The organism is Paenibacillus sp. JNUCC 35, assembly GCF_058269095.1.
Genome location: NZ_CM177771.1, coordinates 3,481,942 through 3,498,869, shown reverse-complemented (window position 1 = coordinate 3,498,869; position 16,928 = coordinate 3,481,942). Strand labels below are relative to the sequence as shown.

13 protein-coding genes are annotated in these 16,928 nt (G+C 55.0%); 6 read left to right on the top strand and 7 right to left on the bottom strand.

The features are described from left to right. Positions 1-15: 15 nt before the first annotated feature. Positions 16-1,302: a serine--tRNA ligase gene (serS, locus tag AC2TF6_RS15840; protein ID WP_491307567.1), complete on the bottom strand. Its 1,287-nt coding sequence runs from the start codon at positions 1,300-1,302 to the stop codon at positions 16-18. 609 nt (positions 1,303-1,911) lie between these two features. Here serS and AC2TF6_RS15835 point away from each other — a divergent pair. The 3 genes from AC2TF6_RS15835 to AC2TF6_RS15825 all read left to right on the top strand — a co-directional run bounded on the left by AC2TF6_RS15835 (position 1,912) and on the right by AC2TF6_RS15825 (position 5,063). Further along, positions 1,912-3,120 (top strand): GTP-binding protein, encoded by a 1,209-nt coding sequence (locus AC2TF6_RS15835; protein WP_491307566.1) that lies wholly within the window; start codon positions 1,912-1,914, stop codon positions 3,118-3,120. Between the two features lie 37 nt (positions 3,121-3,157). Then, positions 3,158-3,307, top strand: a complete 150-nt coding sequence (gene rpmG / locus AC2TF6_RS15830; RefSeq protein WP_009673609.1) for a 50S ribosomal protein L33 — start codon at positions 3,158-3,160, stop codon at positions 3,305-3,307. 130 nt (positions 3,308-3,437) lie between these two features. Beyond that, on the top strand, positions 3,438-5,063 hold the full coding sequence (locus AC2TF6_RS15825; protein ID WP_491307565.1) for a phospholipase D-like domain-containing protein: 1,626 nt from the start codon (positions 3,438-3,440) through the stop codon (positions 5,061-5,063). Between the two features lie 246 nt (positions 5,064-5,309). Here AC2TF6_RS15825 and AC2TF6_RS15820 read toward each other — a convergent pair whose 3' ends face one another. The 6 genes from AC2TF6_RS15820 to bioA all read right to left on the bottom strand — a co-directional run bounded on the left by AC2TF6_RS15820 (position 5,310) and on the right by bioA (position 12,246). Continuing rightward, positions 5,310-6,662 carry a lytic polysaccharide monooxygenase gene (locus AC2TF6_RS15820; RefSeq protein WP_491307564.1) on the bottom strand — a complete coding sequence of 451 codons (1,353 nt, stop codon included), beginning with the start codon at positions 6,660-6,662 and terminating at the stop codon, positions 5,310-5,312. A 399-nt stretch (positions 6,663-7,061) separates the two neighbouring features. Then, positions 7,062-8,000 carry a methyltransferase gene (locus tag AC2TF6_RS15815; protein ID WP_491307563.1) on the bottom strand — a complete coding sequence of 313 codons (939 nt, stop codon included), beginning with the start codon at positions 7,998-8,000 and terminating at the stop codon, positions 7,062-7,064. After that, positions 7,963-8,895, bottom strand: coding sequence for an alpha/beta hydrolase (locus AC2TF6_RS15810; RefSeq protein ID WP_491307562.1), 933 nt, complete (start codon positions 8,893-8,895; stop codon positions 7,963-7,965). The genes AC2TF6_RS15815 and AC2TF6_RS15810 overlap by 38 nt, the downstream gene beginning before the upstream one ends. Next, positions 8,892-10,079: an 8-amino-7-oxononanoate synthase gene (gene bioF / locus AC2TF6_RS15805; protein WP_491307561.1), complete on the bottom strand. Its 1,188-nt coding sequence runs from the start codon at positions 10,077-10,079 to the stop codon at positions 8,892-8,894. Before bioF ends, AC2TF6_RS15810 begins: the two co-directional genes overlap by 4 nt. Beyond that, positions 10,076-10,888: a dethiobiotin synthase gene (gene bioD / locus AC2TF6_RS15800; RefSeq protein ID WP_491307560.1), complete on the bottom strand. Its 813-nt coding sequence runs from the start codon at positions 10,886-10,888 to the stop codon at positions 10,076-10,078. Before bioD ends, bioF begins: the two co-directional genes overlap by 4 nt. Continuing rightward, on the bottom strand, positions 10,885-12,246 hold the full coding sequence (gene bioA / locus AC2TF6_RS15795; RefSeq protein ID WP_491307559.1) for an adenosylmethionine--8-amino-7-oxononanoate transaminase: 1,362 nt from the start codon (positions 12,244-12,246) through the stop codon (positions 10,885-10,887). Before bioA ends, bioD begins: the two co-directional genes overlap by 4 nt. Positions 12,247-12,885: 639 nt before the next feature. Between bioA and AC2TF6_RS15790 the strand changes: the two genes are divergently transcribed. The 3 genes from AC2TF6_RS15790 (at position 12,886) to AC2TF6_RS15780 (ending at position 16,788) form a co-directional block, all read left to right on the top strand. Beyond that, a complete protein-coding gene (locus AC2TF6_RS15790) occupies positions 12,886-14,043 on the top strand; it encodes an ROK family protein (RefSeq protein WP_491307558.1) in 1,158 nt (385 codons plus the stop codon). A gap of 54 nt (positions 14,044-14,097) precedes the next feature. Beyond that, on the top strand, positions 14,098-15,114 hold the full coding sequence (locus AC2TF6_RS15785) for an asparaginase (RefSeq protein ID WP_491307557.1): 1,017 nt from the start codon (positions 14,098-14,100) through the stop codon (positions 15,112-15,114). A 72-nt stretch (positions 15,115-15,186) separates the two neighbouring features. Further along, complete coding sequence (locus AC2TF6_RS15780) at positions 15,187-16,788, top strand: glutathione ABC transporter substrate-binding protein (protein WP_491307556.1); 1,602 nt, start codon at positions 15,187-15,189, stop codon at positions 16,786-16,788. Positions 16,789-16,928: the final 140 nt, after the last annotated feature.

The window sequence follows — 16,928 nt, the reverse complement described above, 5'->3', positions numbered from 1 at the left end:
TCTCCGGCAGTTTTTTTATTCGTGTACGGCCCGGATCTCCCCGATTCCGTTCATGTATTTTCTCAATGCCTCGGGAATACGGATCGAACCGTCCTCCCGCTGATGATTCTCAAGCAACGGAATCAGAATACGCGGCGAAGCGACCGCGGTGTTGTTCAGCGTGTAGGCGTACGTCAGCCGCCCTTCCGCATTGCGGTAGCGGATGTTTGAACGCCGGGCCTGGAAGTCAAGCAGGTTGGACGACGAATGCGTTTCGCCGTAGGCATTACGGCTCGGCATCCAGGTTTCGATGTCGACCTGTTTATACGTTTTTTGCCCCATATCCCCGCAGCAAACCGCCACGACCCGGTACGGCAGCTCCAGCAGCCGCATCAATTCTTCCGCGTTTTTAGTAATTTCCCGCAGAAGCTCATCCGATTTTTCCAGACTGTTTTCGCAAATAATGACTTGCTCCACCTTGGCGAATTGATGGACGCGGTACAGCCCGTGGACGTCTCTTCCGGCCGATCCGACTTCACTCCGGAAGCAGAGGGAGACGGCCGCCATCTTTACAGGCTCGGCAAGATCCACGATTTCATTGCTGTAGTAGGAGACAAGAGGGACCTCCGAGGTGCCGACCAGCCATTTGTCTTCATCGGCCAGCTTGAAAGTCTGATCTTCCCCGAGGGGGAAGTAGCCCGTGTTTAGAAGGGCTTCCCCGCGGGCCATAAGCGGCACGTCCACGGGCATAAAGCCTTTCTCGGTGAGCAGATCCAGAGCAAGCTGCTGAACCGCCCGGTGCAGCAGAACTCCTGCGCCCGTCAAGTAATATTGGCGGGGGCCGGCGGTTTTCACGCCGCGCGGGATGTCGATCATGCGATGAAGGCTCCCCAGCGTTACGTGATCCTTCGGCTCGAATGCGAAGTCGGGGAGAGTGCCTGCCCGGTACAGCTCGATATTGTCTTTGTCGGATTGTCCGGCCGGGGTATCGGGCGACACGGGATTCGGCACGCGCAGCATCGCCGCCGTGTAAGCCTGATCGGTTAGCCGGTACGCCGCCTCCAGATCGTTCAGCCGCAGATGAATGTCCTTCACCGCTTGTTTCTTACGGGCGGCCTCGGGCTGATCGCCCTGCTTAAGAAGCATGCCGATTTCTTCGGTAAGCGTATTGCGCGACTGCCGCAACGCCTCGATCTCGGCCAGCCGGCTCCGCCGCACCTCGTCCAGTTCCAGAAGCTCCGGGATGGAAACTTCGATTCCTTTGTGCCGGGCTGCGTACTCGACTTCCGCTTGATGGGCCCGTATCCATTTTACGTCTAACATGGCACCGCACTCCTTTATTTGGGTATACAAAAAGCGCCCTTCGTCTTCATGGGACGAGGAGCGCTTTTATGTTCTCGCGGTGCCACCCAAATTGACCGGACGTTTGCGGCGTCCAATCCACTTTAGTTCCGCGGTAACGGGCGGACCCGGTTAACTTAGGGGAAGCGCCGTGCTTCTCCTTGGCGATAACGCCTCCGAGTTGGAATCTCTTCACTGGCGTGATACCGATATAATGATTTTGCTTAGTATATACCAGGTTTGCTCCGGTTTCAACCCCCATCCGCCGCTATCGGACGGAAACCCGGCTTGCCCGCTCCACTGTTGCGCGTAACTCCATCCTGTGGCAGCTTGTTTTTTCTTCATGCCAAATGAAGACAATTTCCGTTATTTTCCGTAAAATACTGAAAATTTGATGTTGACAGGGGAAACGAAAGACGGTATATTTTCCGTTATACGTAATCGTAACGATTACTATTAAAGTAATGATAACGCCATTTGCCCTTACATAGCGGGGCTGAAAAGAAGACGGACATGCTAATCGCCGCTTTAACGAGGCGGAGTTCGGTTATCGTGACGCGCTAATAATACCGAATAAAGGAGTACGAAAAAATGGATAACAAAATACCCGTTACGGTATTAAGCGGCTACTTGGGCGCCGGAAAAACAACGCTGCTGAATCATGTGCTGAATAACCGGGACGGCTTAAAGGTGGCCGTTATCGTCAATGATTTGAGCGAAGTGAATATGGATGCGGATCTGATCCGCGACGGCGGTGGGATTTCGCGGACGAACGAAAGCCTCGTCGAGATGTCCAACGGCTGCATCTGCTGCACCCTGCGCGACGATCTGCTGAAAGAAGTGGAGCGGCTGGCCAAAGAAAACCGCTTCGATTACATTCTGATCGAATCGACCGGGGTGGGAGAACCGCTGCCTGTAGCTCAGACTTTTACTTATATCGATGAGGAGCAGAACATCGATCTGACCCGGTACTGCCGTCTGGACACCATGGTTACGGTCGTGGACGCTTTCCGGTTCTGGCATGACTACGCTTCGGGAGAAACGCTGTTGGACCGCAACCAGGCCGTCAGCGACGACGACAATCGGGACGTGGTGGATCTGCTGATCGACCAGATTGAATTTTGCGATGTGCTTGTGCTTAACAAGTGCGACAGGATCGACCCGGACGAGCTTCTGGAGCTGGAGCGCGTTCTCCGTTCCCTTCAGCCGAGAGCGAAATTCATCCGGTCCGTTATGGGCGAGGTGGCTCCGGCCGAGATTTTGAACACGAATCTGTTCAATTTCGAAGAAGCCAGCACTTCCGCCGGCTGGATAAGGGAAATGGAGAAGGAGGAGCATACGCCCGAAACCGACGAGTACGGAATTTCTTCTTTCGTATACGAGCGCACCCTGCCCTTCGAGCCCCGGCGTCTGAAAAGCTGGATGGAGGACTGGCCGGCGGAAATCGTGAGGGCCAAAGGAATCATGTGGCTTGCTACCCGGAACAAGTTCGCCCAGAATCTCAGCCAGGCGGGGCCTTCGATCCGGTTCGGACCGGCGGGCTATTGGGTGGCCGCGCTTCCCGAAACGGAGAAACAGGCAATCCTTGCCGAAGAAGGAGATTCCATCCTGCGCTGGGACCCTGTTTATGGGGATCGCATCAACAAAGTGGTGTTTATCGGGCTTGATTTGGATCAAGGGGAAATTGTCCGTTCCCTGGACGCCTGTCTGCTGACCGAAGAAGAAATGCGGAGCGACTGGAGCCGGTTTGCGGATGAACTGCCTAATGTGGTCGGTGAGCTGAACGAGACCTCTTTTTAAACGGAACAGGAAGATGATAAAGAGGAGGTGAAAGGGCATGAGAGTGACGGTTACGCTGGCGTGCACGGAAACGGGCGACCGCAACTATACGACGACGAAAAACAAGAAGACTCAGCCGAACCGGCTGGAACTGCGCAAATACTGTCCGCGCCTTAAGCGCCACACGCTGCACAGGGAAACGCGCTGAAGAAACGGCATCAAATCGATACAGGGAGAGCATCTCCTGATTTTGGATGAAAAAGAGCGGGTGACCGCTCTTTTTTTTGTTTAAAAGTATAGTAGACAATGGCCGCAGCTAAGGGAGAGAAGGGTTGACGATGGAAAAGCCGAACAAAGATACGGAACAAAATTCCTGTGAGGACGCGACAGCGGTGCGGGAGGGAATTAAAAATTTTATTAATTATTTGCTTTCCCGGGGACCGGTGGAGAAGGTGATCGACGGGGCTCAGCAGGCCGTGGATTTCGCCTCCGCCAACATCCCGTTCGAGGCGGCTGCCCGTTACCGGCAGGAAATCGGGGGCATTTTTACGAGTTATGAGCAGCTTCTGTCTATACCCGGCGTCGGGCAGGAGGTAATCGAAGAACTAGGTTCATATGTGAAGCGTTTGGATCTGGCCAAGCTGAACGCCCTGCTGCCGCAGACAACGTCCGGTAACAGGGTCGACGCCTACGTGAACGGTCCGGACTGCCTGCGCGTCCTGCTGGACGAGATCGGTAGAGCGGAGCGGTATATCCACTTTTCCGTGATGCTGTTTTTTAACGACCAATCCGGGAAAAAAATCGCCGGAGCGCTGCTGGAGGCGCTGAAGCGGGGCGTCAAAGTCCGGCTGATGGCCGATTTCGGAATTACCGCCTTGGGCTACAACAAGAGCCTCGACGTCGGGGATATGGAGGAATTGATCGAAAAACTCAAAACAGCCGGAGGCCAGGTCATCAATACGTTCAAAACGTGCTACGGCAACGAAGAGTGGCCCGCCAAGAGAGCGGAGCTGGCTTCCCGGGGGGTGCCCGAAAGCAGCTTGTTTCTCCAGGATTATGTCCAAGAGCAGATGACGATGGGAGTCAACGTGGTAAATCACCGGAAATTTATGATTGTCGACGGAATCAGCTCCATCGTCGGCTCCGTGAATGTAGGGGATCAATATTTGTTCGATACGCCGGTTTTGACCGATCCCGGACAAATTTATGCGGAAGGGGACAGAGGTCCGAGGCTTGGCGTACCGGCCCGGGAAGAAGAGTGGCACGACGGATGTTTTCGAATCCGGGGAGCCGCAGCAATAACGCTGAACCGGATCTTTTCCTTACAATGGACGGTGCTTGGCGGCGACGTGTTCGATCCGGAAGATTCTTTCTACAAGCCGGAGAGAGATATGCGCTTCGGTGACGAAGAATGCACGCTGTACGCGAGCTTTCCCGGGAATCCGGTAAACGTGATCCAGCAGTATTATTTGTCCCTGCTCACGTATGCCGGTGACGAAACGGTGATCGTCAATCCGTACCTGATCGACCAAGCCTTCTGGAACGAGCTGAAAAGCCTGGATGAGCAGAGGTCGGGGTGCATCGCGTTATGCAATCCCCTGCGTGTCAACGACCATCCGACCAACGGATCGGCGGTGCGCAGCAACATGTACGAGCCTTTTCTCAAAGGCGTCGCGTTCTATGACTACAGTCATACGGAGCGATTTTCTCATTGGAAAATCACCTATGACAAGCGGTCCGGCTGCGTGTTTCACGGTTCCTACAATATCAATGAACGAAGCGCCTGCCACGATTTCGAGCTGGGGGTGCTGGTCAAAGGCAGATCGTTTGCGGATCATGTTAAAAAAATGATCGACTATGATTTAAGCGTATCGGAGAAAATCTCCGGACCGGAAATCTTTTTTAAATACCCTGCCCTGCATCCATCCACGTATTGGAACAAACTGACGCAAAATTTCACCTGACCGGATCGACGGGATTGAAGGGACTGACGGAATGGGCCGATCGGCAAGAATGACGGGACTTCCGGCTTCCTATTCCTCGTTCGTTTACGAGCTGCCGGACGGCTATGCATACGGTACGATGGGTGCGTGCGTACACCTGAACCGGTTTAACGTCACAGAACAAGAGCGGCACCTTCCGTCGGATAACGGGAGGGCCGCTCTTGTTCGTTCAATAGGGGCGGCGAGCAGGAGCGCTCGCACCGGAGTTTATTTTTTCAGCCACAAGGTCGGGACGTTGGCAGGCTCCCAGCCGACCAGGGAAGTGTGCGACTGCCGGCACTCGTATGTGCTGCCGTTATACGTTACGAGCGTGCCCGCCGTATAAGCGGTGTTCGGAGCCCACGGAGCGGCTGCCGAAGGAGCGGAGGTCGTAGCGCTAACGGCATTGCTGTCAGCCGATTCGTTGCCGGCCGCATCGAAAGCGCGCACCGTGTACGTGTAAGCGGTACTGGCGCTCAATCCGCTCACCACGGTATCCAGCGTTGTGCCGGAGACGGATTTTACGAGCGCAGCGCCTTGATAGACACGGTAGCCGGTTACACCGACATTATCGGTGGAAGCGCCCCATTTAAGCGAAACGGACGAAGAAGTCGGCGAACCGACGACTTGCAGCCCGGACGGAGCGGTAGGCGCTGTCGTATCGGCTGCGGCAGCCGTTGTTTTGAACGTCACGGCGTTGCTGGCAGCCGAGTCATTGCCGGCCGCGTCCGTGGCGCGGACCGTGAACGTATAGGACGTGTTCGCCGTCAATCCGGCCGCGTTGTAGCTCAGCGTCGTTCCGTCCGCAGTCGTGCCGACGAGAGTGGAGCCGTTATAAATCTTGTAGGCCGTCACACCGACGTTATCCGTTGAAGCGCTCCAACTGATCGTCGCGCCGGTCGCCGTAATGTTGGAAGCAGATGCGTTTGACGGTGCAGTCGGTGCTGTTGTATCGGCCGGTCCGCTGCCGCCGAAATTGGCGTCGATTACGTTGTAGAAGGCATTCTCCGTATCCGCGATTTCCCAAACGGCCAGAATGACCTGGTAACCCGTTCTGCTTGGCACATTACAGGTGTCCGTGTACGTGAATCCCGGTTGTTTTCCTTTAAAGTTGACGGAGCAGAAAGGCTGCAGATCGAAGGAAGCGCGGCTCAAAGGCGCGTTCGGATCCCAGTTCTGCTTGGTGATGTAGTACTTCCAGCTGGTAGTCGCATGATTGGCTTCAATGGTCCATTTGAACGTATTCGTTCCCGAAGACATGTTCACTTTGGTCCAGCGTGTGGCCGATTGCTGATCCAATTCCGGAAACAGGCCGCTTGCGCTGGCAATTTTGCCGTCCGCCGGTCCGGCTGCGGGGAATCCCTTGTAGGCTTCGAGACTTTGCGGCTCGTAAATGATCGCACCGCAGTTTTTATTTTTGCCGGCAGCGCACAGGTAACCGCGGCTTCCCGGTGATTCGATGTATCCGTGTGCCGACGCTTTTTCGGTAAAAAGGAGCAGGCAGAACGCCAAAGCCAGTGCCAGTGCGCTTGCGATCAGACACTTGGCCAGTACAGGATTGCGGAGCGAGATTGGGGTCATAATAGAGCCTCCTTGAATGGGTTGGGATTCATGTTCATCGAGTTATCACACAAAGGATGAACCGGAACGAAGGGGCGCTGCGCACGATCGCTTAGAGATTCGTCAATAACCTCCTTTCGGTAAAACGGGAGTTTGCGGACGGTTGCGGTGCAAGGTTGCCTGTCAGCCTCCTTTCGGAAGTGGTGGTATATAAACTCTCGTGAGAGCTTATACCGGATTCGAATGCCGGGGAGATAAAACGCTTACATTAAACGGAGGAGGAGACTTACAAAGTAAGCTCCATGGAGGCGAAAAAGCCTTTTATAACTAAAATATACATCATTTACCATGATGACTCAATCATTTATTTCTAAACTATCGAGGGAAAAAGAAAAGGGTCGAACGAAGGCTTAAATCGGTTCAAGTGGCCCGAATCAACAGCAGCTCGTAAGTAACCGGGATGCGTCCCTGTGTGCCGTAATCTTTTTCGTAATGTTCAAACATGTCGCTGAAAAGGCGTCTGGGGCTCAGGCCCGGCAGCTGTAAGGCGCTAGTCGTGCTTGCGCCGAGTGATTTCACGCTTTTTAAGAAGAGGGCGACGTTGGGAAAATACTCGGTCCGTACGAGGCGCGTCGTCCGAATCTCGCCGAAGCCTGCTTGACGGAGCATATCCGTCCACTCGTCCCCGCCGTGAAAAGACAAACCGTGCCGCTGCGGCGGGACTTCCATAGACCGGTAAGCTTTGTCGAAAGAATGGTGCAGCTCGGTAAACGTAGCCGGGCCGAAGGTGGCAAACATCAGCCTGCCGCCGGGCTTCAGGAGCCTGCGCAGGTGAAACAGCGTCTGCGCAGGGCGGGCGAACCACTGGAAGCAGGCGCTGGAAGCGATCAGCCCGTAAGAAGAAGAGGGGGCATCGGCGGCCCATTTTTCGATATCGGCCTGCAGGAACCGGACGGAGTCGGGCCGGTTGTCCGGGAAGCCGGACGAAGTAGGCGCCGGCGCCGAAGATTCCCGGGGAGCGCCGGACCCGCGATCGTTTCGCCCGCTGCGGGCACTCAGCCGGTTTCTCGCCGCATCCAGCATGGCGGGCGAGAGATCGGCCGCGGTCATTTCGCCGCCGGGCGGCAGCAAGGCCGCCAGCCGCTCCGTGAGCAGGCCAGTGCCGCAGCCGATTTCCAGCACCGGCAGATAGCCTGCTGGAATACGGGCAAGCCGGCTATGTGGCGGCGGTTGCAGCTCGTCCCGGATCAGCCGGGTAAGCTGCACGGTCATAAATCGCTGAACCGCGGCATTTTGGTCGTAAAGCCCGGCTGCGCTCCGGTCAAACTGACGGCGGATTCTGCCGCTCAGATGAGTCATTCCACCAGCTCCTTATCGTTTCGGCGGTTTGCCGTTCTTTTTGCAGAAAGGGAACATGTCCGCATCCGGCGGCTTCCACGAGCACGGCCTGCGGAACACCCGCTTGTATTTCCAATGCCGCGCCGTAGGGGCATACCTTATCGTGCGTACCGTGAATCAACAGGGCCGGGCAGTGAATGTCCGGCAGCACGTCCCGCACATCCTCGGCGACGAGAAGCTCTAGGCCGGCGATAAGCCCCGGCACGCTCCAACCGCTCGCTTCGGGAAGTCTGGCGTCAAGTCCGTCCCGCCGCTCCTCTTTCGTGAACATCAGCCTGCGGAACTGCTGAAGCACCCGGTCCGCATCTTGACGGAGCGCGGGAATCATGGCCTGCACGGAATCGGGAGCCCAGCCTGACTGTTGCTCGGCGGGCCGGCGTACAAAACAGGAGGTGGCTCCGATCAACACCAGCCCGTCCGCTAATCCTTCGGAAGCGAGCCGCAGGGCGAGCAGCCCGCCCAGTGACCAGCCCGCGATCAGCAAGGGAGCCGGAAACGCTCTCTCATGCGGTTCGCCATGCGGTTGGCGATCCCGGAGAGACAAAGCGAGGCGACGGACCGAATCCGCGATAGCCCTAGGGGATTCCGCCGAGCCGTAATCCGCACAGAAATGTCGGAATTCCGGAAGTTCCCGCTGGACATCATGGAAGATTGCAGGCGGCATGCTCCAGCCGCTGAGCCATAGGATCGAACCGATTTTTTTCGAGTAAGCAAGGGGACGTTCATAATATGCATCTGGTTTGAGGCCAAACTCCGTGTTAATGGGTGTAGAGTGCTTTGCACGCTGTTCTGCGCCGCCGTGTTCCTTCACCGGGTGAACGCCCCGGCTGGGCGTTTGAGAAGGGGCACGCTTCATGCGAGAATCTCCGCTTCCGCTGCCGCGCTCGCGATACTTTCGGCAGCCTTGCTCAATACGGCATCGCTATGCGCCGCCGAAAGGGAGAAGCGGACCCGGGCGCTGCCGGCCGGAACAGTCGGAGGGCGTATGGCGGGGGCGGCGATACCGTGCCGTTCGAGCGCTTCGCACCAACGAAGCGAAGCGCGACTGCTTCCGGCAATCACGGGAACGATGGGCGAGTCTCCCGGCATCACGCTCAGTCCGGCTTGCGCAAGCCTTTGGCGGAACCGGCCGGAAACTGCCCGAAGATGATTCCGCCGGTCATGCGCGGTCTGCACAATTCCCAGTGCCCGGTATATCCCGGCAGCAACGGACGGCGGCAGAGCGGTCGAATAAACGAGGGGGCGAGCTTTATTGACCAGCCAGCGGATCAGAGTCCGGCTGCCGGTAATATGCGCTCCGTACACGCCGAAAGCTTTGCTGAACGTTCCCATGATGACGTCGGCTTCCCGGTGCACATCCATGGCGTGGCAAAGTCCTTCGCCGTTCGGTCCGTACACCCCCTCCGCGTGAGCCTCGTCCACCATGAGCATCGCGTCGTAATTGTGTTTCAGCTCCACGAGCTTGTGGAGGGGCGCCGAATCTCCATCCATAGAGAAGATGGAATCCGTTACGATCAGCCTGCGCCTTGCTTTATCGGATTTTTTGAGTAGGTGTTCCAAATGCTCCATATCGTTGTGCCGGTAGCGGGCATGTCCGGCCCGGCTCAGGATGATGCCGTCCGTTATGCTGGCGTGATTGAGCCGGTCGGAAAAAACGGCGTCTCCCCGGCCGACCAAGGCGCGTATCGTACCGAGGTTGGCCATATAGCCGTTAGCGAAGACGAGCGAGGCTTCCTTCTTCTGCCAGACGGCCAGCTCGGCTTCCAGTTCGCTGTAAGGCGGCCGGTTGCCTGTAAGAAGCCGGGAAGCCGCCGCTCCCGATCCGCATTCCTCGAGCAGCGCGCCGCGCATCGCTTCCGCGATGTCCGGATGACGGCTCAGGCCCAGATAATCATTGGAAGTCAGATCAAGAAGAATCTGCCCTCCGCGCATCAAATGGCCGGGAAACGAGCGGGATACTCCGGTATCCGTCAGCGTCCGCTCCAGAGATTCGTCCGCCAACGTCTGCAGTTCATTATCGATCCAGCTCATTGTGTTCATATCCGCACCTCGGAACCTTCTCCGGAGAGTTTCGGTGACGGCTCCAGGCACTTCGACAAAAAGGAGCGGACTGGAGCCAGATCCAGTGTCGTATGTACGGTCTCCGCGAGCAGGTGCGGCCCCGGCCCATTCCCTATAGGCGGAAAACGGCCCAAAACCTTGACGCCGCCGAATGTTTCGATTAAGGCGGCATTTCCGGCAACGCTCGGGTCCAGCCCGTCTGGCGCGTTTTGTACGTCCGCAGCCTCAAGAACCCTCGGAGCCCCAGGAGCGTAGGCGCCTTCATTGAGCACAACCCCCAGAATGTCAACCCCGTGCTGCCTCAGGAACGAGACCGTCAGGAGGGTGTGGTTGACCGTGCCGAGTCCCGCGCGGGCTACGATCAGCACCGGCATGCGGAGGAAGGCGATCCATTCCGCAAGCAGAGCGTCTTCCGTCAAGGGGACCGCCGCCCCGCCCGCTCCTTCGACGAGCATCGCATCGTAGCGTGAACACAAGGGCTGCCCGGCTTCATAAAGCATGTCCATCGTCAGACGAACGCCTTCTGCCTTTGCCGCGAGTAAAGGCGCAAGCGGAGCGCGGAACGTAAAGGACGCCACTTCTTCCGGCGGCTCGGAAATGCCGCTTCCCGCCGCAAGTTTTTCGGCATCGCTCAGTCCGCTGCCGATGGGTTCGCCGGACTGCACCGGCTTCCAGACGCCCACGTTCCAGCCTTCCGAGCGCAGCGCGGCGGCCAAGGCGGCCGTGACGACCGTCTTGCCGGCTCCGGTATCCGTCCCGGTTACGAAAATTCCCCGGATTCCGCTCATGGCCGCCAACCCTGTTCCGTAACGTCACGGATAGAAACGGCGATGATGTCCGTCATGGCCCCCAGCTCTTCCCGTGTGCTTGCCAGCGGAGGGATGAAGACGATTACATTGCCGAGCGGCCGCGTCAGCAGCCCCAGTTCCCGGGCCCGCGCACATACATGAACGCCAATCCGTTCCTCCCAGGCGTAGGGCTCCTTGGTCTTTCTGTCGCGGACCAGTTCAATTCCGACGAGAAGACCTTGCTGCCGGATATCGCCCACGTGGGGGCTTGCTTTCAGGGAAGAGAGCTTGCCGGCTACAAATTCGGCTTTGGCGGCAACGCCTTCCACCACACGGCGCTCTTCCATCAACCGGAGATTTTCCAGGGCGACCGCGCAGCCCAGCGGATTTCCCGTAAAGGAGTGACCGTGGAAAAACGTTTTCTGCTCCTCGTAATCCGCATAGAAGGCGTCATACACGTCGTCGGTGGCAAGCGTAGCCGCTACCGGAAGATAGCCGCCCGTCAAGCCTTTGCCCACCACCATAAGATCCGGTGCCACGTCTTCGAGATCGCAGGCAAACATAGCGCCCGTGCGTCCGAATCCGGTCGCCACCTCGTCGGCGATCAGCAGTACGCCGTGCTTGCGGCACAGCCGGGCGATTTCGCGAAGGCAGCCCTCAGGCATGACGATGATGCCGCTGGCGCCCTGCACAACCGGCTCGACGATGAGACCGGCTATTTCATCGGCTCGTGCTTCGAGCAGCAGCCGCAGCGTTTCCAGCGTTTCGGACATCGCGCCGGAGGCGCCGCCCGGATGCCGGAAAGAATCCGGGTAAGGGATCGTATGAGCGTCAAAAAGCAGCGGACGGAAAACCTCATGATACAGCGGAATCGCTCCTACGCTAACCGCGCCGATCGTATCTCCGTGATAAGCTTCTTTCATCGTGATAAACGTTCGTTTGCTTTCCATGCCTTTGTTGCGCGCGTATTGATAGGCCATTTTCAGGGCAATTTCCACGCCGGTTGCGCCAGAATCCGAGAAAAATACTTTACGGAGCCCGTCAGGTGCGATTTCCGACAGTTTAGCGGCCAGCTTGATGGCGGGAATATTGCTTAGTCCGAGCAAGGTGGAGTGTGCAACGAGTTCAAGCTGCCGGATAATCGCCTGGTTCAGTTCCGGAACACAGTGGCCGTGCACGTTGAGCCAGACGGATGAAAAACCGTCGTAATAAGCTTTTCCCTCTGTGTCAAAAATCCGGACGCCATCTCCGCGTTCGATAATGACGGGATCGGCAGCGTTGTAATCCTTCATCTGCGTAAAGGGGTGCCAGAGGTGGGCTTTGTTCAGTTCAGCCAATTGCTCGTAGTCTGCAAGCAAGCAAACCGCATCCTTCCGTTTTAATTGTCAACCTAATATGATAAATACAGGTTAACAATATAACGTTCATTCGAAAATATCAAGTTTGCAGATCGAATGATAGAGGAGAGGTGGGAAAAAGATAAAGATTTCCTCAAACTTCCATAGAGGGGCCTTAAGACTTTCTCTCAACGCAGCTTTTCGCCTAGCTTTCCGGCAGTAGAATGCCATTACCTCACAATTAATTTCTCCGTGGTAAAAATCTTACCTACTAGTCATATCTCCTTACACATCCAGCTAAAATCTATTGAAATTCAAGGTTCAATTGACCGTGTGTATTTTTAGTCATTTGCGTTTATGAAGCCTAAAAAAGTTTCATATGTCATATTCATGTTATGTATATGCGACTTAGTAATCATTTTGGTCACTAAAATAAAATTCCAATTAAATTTAATCGCTTACATTTTGTTTTAAAAATTTTATTTATAATTCATGTTATTTATATTGACACCGTATAAGGCTATGACTATTATTATAAATATCACTGGAGAATATAAAGAAAAAAAGACAAAGTTTTTGTTATATATTCGTTAAAAACATCAGTTTACAGTCAAAATCCTCATTAATTAATTCATTGATAAAAATAATGGAGAATGAATAGTGAAAAAACATGACCAGGATTTTATGAAACGCCAGAATCGGCTGACGGTGTTTGAGATCATCAAGCACCAGCAGCCCATCTCCCGGGCTTCCATTGCCAAGCAGACCGGGATGAGCCCAACTACGGTAAGCCGCATTGTGGCGGAGCTTGCAGAGGAAGGGTATCTGCTGGAGTCCGAACAGGTCTCTGCCGGGCTCGGCAGGAAGTCCATGCTGCTTGAAATGGTAGATGCCGCCGTGCTCTCGGTAGGCGTTGAGCTGGACCGCCATCAAGTAAATATTGGCATTGTGGATTTGCAGGGCAATGTTGTAGCCATGAGCCAATATCCGCGGTCAGTGGAAGAGAGTCCCGAAGTTACGCTGGAACGCGTTGGAACAGAGATTGACCAGCTTACGAAATCCAATGAGATCGACTGTGAGCGGATCATCGGAGTTGGTGTAGGCCTTCCCGGGATTATAGATAATGACACGGGAGAAGTTATGTTCTCCGTACAGCTCGGTTGGAGAAATGTCCGGCTTGCTGAACGCCTTAAAGAAATCACCGGTTATGATGTGGCGGTGGACAACGAGCTCAAGGCCAAGGCCCTGGCCGAGCATATGAAGGGCGCGGCGATTGGCTCACAGCGGACCGTCCTGCTTGGTTTCGGGAATGGAGTAGGTTCGGCGTTCATCATGGAAGGGGAGATCTACCGGGGCAGGACGAACAGCGCCGGTGAAATCGGCCATACGACGATTGATCCGAACGGCATGCTGTGCGACTGCGGGAAGGCGGGCTGCCTTCAGACTTACATCAATATCAAATCATTGTTGTCGGAAGCGAACAAGATCCGGCCGGTCCGCTCGATCGAGGACCTTTTTGAAGCCAAGAAGGCAGGGGAACGCTGGGCACTGCATCTGATCGAACGCGCGCTGATGTACATGGCGATCACCATTAACAATGTGGTCTGCATGTACAACCCGGACAGTGTCATCCTTAGCGGGGAACTGACCGACAAATTCCCGGAGATCCTCGATGAGGTGGTCGACCTGTGTTATTCGAAATATGTGTGGGAGCCCCTCAGGGGTGCCTTCCGGATTCTGAAGTCTGAACTGCATGAGCAGGGCGTAGTCATCGGCTCGGGATTGATTTCGCAAAATTGTTTTTTTGCATTGGAATAAGTCAGAGCAGTTAAGCAGGGGAGAGCAGGATTGGACATTAAGGAGGGGACATCGATGAGATTTACACCATTAGTTGAGGAATACCGCGGCGGTGTGCTGGAGAACGTGCATTACGGAGCGGTCAGCATCGTGGATGAGAAGGGCCGAATCCTCTATTCGGCAGGTGACCCTGAACATCTCACGTTTCTAAGGTCGGCTGCCAAGCCGTTCCAGGCGCTTCCGGTTATGAAAAGAAAAGTTGACGAGGTGTGCGGACTCACCGGACAGGAGGCGGCCTTGTTTGCTGCATCCCACCGTGGAGAGCGCTTTCATATTGATGCGCTGGAATCCATGCTTCTGAAGACAGGCATCAAGGAGGAAGGGCTGCACTGCTGTGAGTCGTATCCGCTCAATGAAGATGCGAAGGCCGAGCGCCACCGGGACCGCGAACCTAAGCGGAGAATCTTCCATAACTGCTCGGGCAAGCATACCGGACTTATTGCGCTGAGCAAGCATATGGGCTGGGATGAGCGGACGTATTACGAACCTGAGCATCCTGTTCAGAAGGAGATTGTGGAGACCCTTGCTTATATTGCAGAGGTTCCCGAAGCTTCGATCCCGCAAGGGATTGACGGCTGCGGACTGCCGATCTTTGCACTGCCGCTGCACAAGATCGCCTATTCCTTCTTGAAGCTGGCCTGTCCGGACCTCATTGAAGATAAGGAGACACGGGAGGCGGCGGCCCGGATCGCCCGGCTGATGAATGAGTACCCCGATATGATCGCGGATACCCGGTTCGTCTGCTCGGAACTGCTCAAGGACCCGAACCTGTCGGCCAAAGGCGGCGCAAAGGGAGTGTACGGCATTGGGCTGAGAAACGAAAGACTCGGAATCTCCCTTAAGGTGTCCGACGGTTCCGAACAGGTGTGGCCGTGCATTATCGCTTCGATCCTCGAGCGCCTCGGCTACAGCAATCAAGAGACAATTAACCGCTTATACAAGCTTGTACCGAATTCCATCGTCAATGACGGGGGAACGGAAGTGGGAGAACGCCGGGCGGTGTTCGAACTGAAGCCTTCATCCAGGGAATAACCTCCAATCCTGCAAGTAAGCATACCGGACATGGAGCGATTCTATATTAACTACTTTTGAGGAGTGAGACGAATGAAGGTTCAAGGGAAAATGTGGTCCACACTAATGCTGCTGCTGATCTTCGCGGTAGTTGCCGCAGGCTGCGGAGGCAATACGGAGGCTGGCAAGGAAAGTGCGAATACGGGCAAGAGTGAAGGTACTAAGACCGTATCCAAAAACAAAAAAGATGTTGTTATTGCCATTAATGCTAACTTTATTACACTGGACCCTCACAACACGAGCGATACTCATTCGATTACCGGAGCAAGAACCATGGTTGAAGGCCTGATGGGCTTCGACGAGAACATGAAAGTCGTTCCAGTGCTGGCCGACTCCTACAAAATTAGTGATGACGGTCTGGTATACACGTTTACATTGAAGCAGAACATCAAATTCCACGACGGTACGGATTTCAACGCCGAAGCAGTTAAGGTGAATCTGGACCGCATCCGTGATGAGAAGAACAACCTGAAGATGCGCAAGAGCTTCGCCAAAGTCAGCAAAGTTGAGGCTCCGGATGCCAAAACCGTAGTCATCACCTTAAGCGAACCGTATAACGCCTTCCTGAACAAAATGGCGATGGCCCTGATCGTAAGCCCTAAAGCACTGAAGGAGCAGGGCGAGAATATCGGTAAAAATCCGGTAGGTACAGGTTCTTTCAAATTTAAGGAATGGGTGCAGGGCGACCGCCTTGTGGTGGTGAAGAACCCGGATTACTGGCAAAAGGATCTGCCGAAGGTGGAGAGCATCACCTTCAAGCCGGTACCGGAGAACGGTTCCCGGATTGCGATGCTGAAGACAGGGGAAGCGGATTTCATCTATCCGATGCCAACTGAACAAGTCTCCGAAGTAAAGGGGGACAGCAATATTGTGGTAGATAAAACGGATTCCACAATTGTCCGTTACGTCACACTCAACACGATGAAGAAGCCGTACGATGATGTGAAGGTTCGTCAAGCGATTAACTATGCGATTAACAAAGAAGCTTACATCAAAGTCGTCAAATCCGGTCTGGGTGTGAAGCTGGATTCTACCATGTCTTCCAAGACGCAGTACTACTCCCAGCAGAGCGGTTACGACTACAATGTGGAGAAAGCAAAGAGCCTGCTTGCAGAAGCCGGTTATCCTGATGGCTTCACGGCCGAGATCTGGGGCGAGAATGATTCTGAGACAATGAAAGGCATGCAGTTCATTCAGCAGCAACTGGCTCTTGTTGGCATCAAGCTGGATGTGAAGTCGATGGAAGGCGGTACCTTGTCTCAGCAGATTAACTCCGCTGCTACACCAGAGCAGGCCAAGATCCAAATGTGGTATGTAAGCTGGTCCCCGTCTTCCGGTGACGCAGACGGCGCTACAAGAGGTCTGTTCAGCAGCGAAATGTTCCCTCCGGCAGGAGCCAATACGGCGTACTATAAGAATCCGAACGTGGATCAATGGATTGCCGATGCCAACAAGGCGACCGATCCAGAAAAAGCGAAATCCATTTATGCGGATATTCAAAAAACAATCTGGGCTGATGCCCCATGGGCCTTCATGGGTGTGGATCAGGTGATTTCAGGCAAGAGAGCCAGCTTGAGCGGCGTAAAAGTATTACCGGACGGCTCCATCACCGTTCGTGATGTGGAAGTGAAGTAATCGTTACTTAAGGACGAACAAGTCAGGGGATACGAGCAGGGAGCAAGAAGCAGAAAGTAAGAAGCTAGAAGCACTGAGCAAGCAATAGCTTGGGGCTGTTGATGCAAAGCAAGGGGCCGTTTCTGTCTGTAGCTGAGGAG